Origin of the sequence: Chryseobacterium panacisoli (genome assembly GCF_008274625.1) — a bacterium.
GTDB classification, from domain to species: Bacteria; Bacteroidota; Bacteroidia; order Flavobacteriales; family Weeksellaceae; genus Chryseobacterium; species Chryseobacterium panacisoli.
Genome location: NZ_VTRU01000016.1, coordinates 1 through 881, shown reverse-complemented (window position 1 = coordinate 881; position 881 = coordinate 1). Strand labels below are relative to the sequence as shown.

Below are 881 nucleotides of genomic sequence, written 5' to 3'. Positions count from 1 at the left end.
CAACCATAGGAATCTTCTTTACCGAAAGCGGATTTAAAAACGGCTGGATGTCAGTTTGTTTTACTTCCAATCTTCCGGTTGGCTTTGATTCTCCGGTTCCGATTTTGGATACCGTCTTATTGGCAGACAACGCAAAACTTATCGGTAATCCTGTATTTTTCTGTACACTTTCAGCTATTTCATGGGTCCATCTATAACAACCAAAAAACTGATCCATTCCGGAGAGATCCAGATAAAATTCATCAATACTTGCTTTTTCAAGGACAGGAACTTTTTCCTGAATAATTTCAGTCACCATATGGGACATATTGGAATACATTTCCATATCTCCCTTAATTACTTTTAGCTTCGGGACACAGCCGTAAAGCCATTTTAATCGGCATGGCACTCCTGACCCCTAAAAAACGGGTTTCATAAGAGCAGGAAGCCACTACACCACGGTCTCCACCACCTATAATCACAGGCTTATTCTCCAGTTCAGCGTTTTTCAGCCTTTCACAGGAAACAAAGAACGTATCCAGATCCATATGTACAATTGCTCTTTCCATGTGACAAAATTAGTTACGTTTTGAAACAAATTTTGTATTTTTGTTGTCTAAAATTGTAACAATGTCAAAATTCTCTGATAACATCGTGTTTTTGAGGGGAAAGAAAAATATGACCCAGCAGGAACTGGCAGATCTATTATTTCTTACCCGATCCAGATATGTTGCCTATGAATATGGTAGAACAGAGCCTCCTATTGAAATATTGCTTAGAATTTCAAAATTCTATAACATCAGCATTGACCTATTGTTGACTGTAGATGTCAGAAAATTTTCAATCGATGAAATAATGGAGCTTCCTGAGAACAGGATTGTTCTGCCTATAAGGGTTGATCA

Annotated in this window: 1 protein-coding gene and 1 pseudogene; one reads left to right on the top strand and one right to left on the bottom strand. The window is 38.0% G+C overall.

Features of this window, described 5'->3' with window-relative positions; translation table 11 throughout:
* A pseudogene (locus FW781_RS22230) lies at positions 1-548 on the bottom strand (DNA polymerase Y family protein); the annotation flags it as partial.
* Positions 549-609: 61 nt separating this feature from the next.
* Between FW781_RS22230 and FW781_RS22225 the strand changes: the two are divergent.
* Positions 610-881 (top strand): helix-turn-helix domain-containing protein (locus FW781_RS22225; RefSeq protein WP_149389418.1); only part of this gene is annotated, 272 nt, incomplete at its 3' end.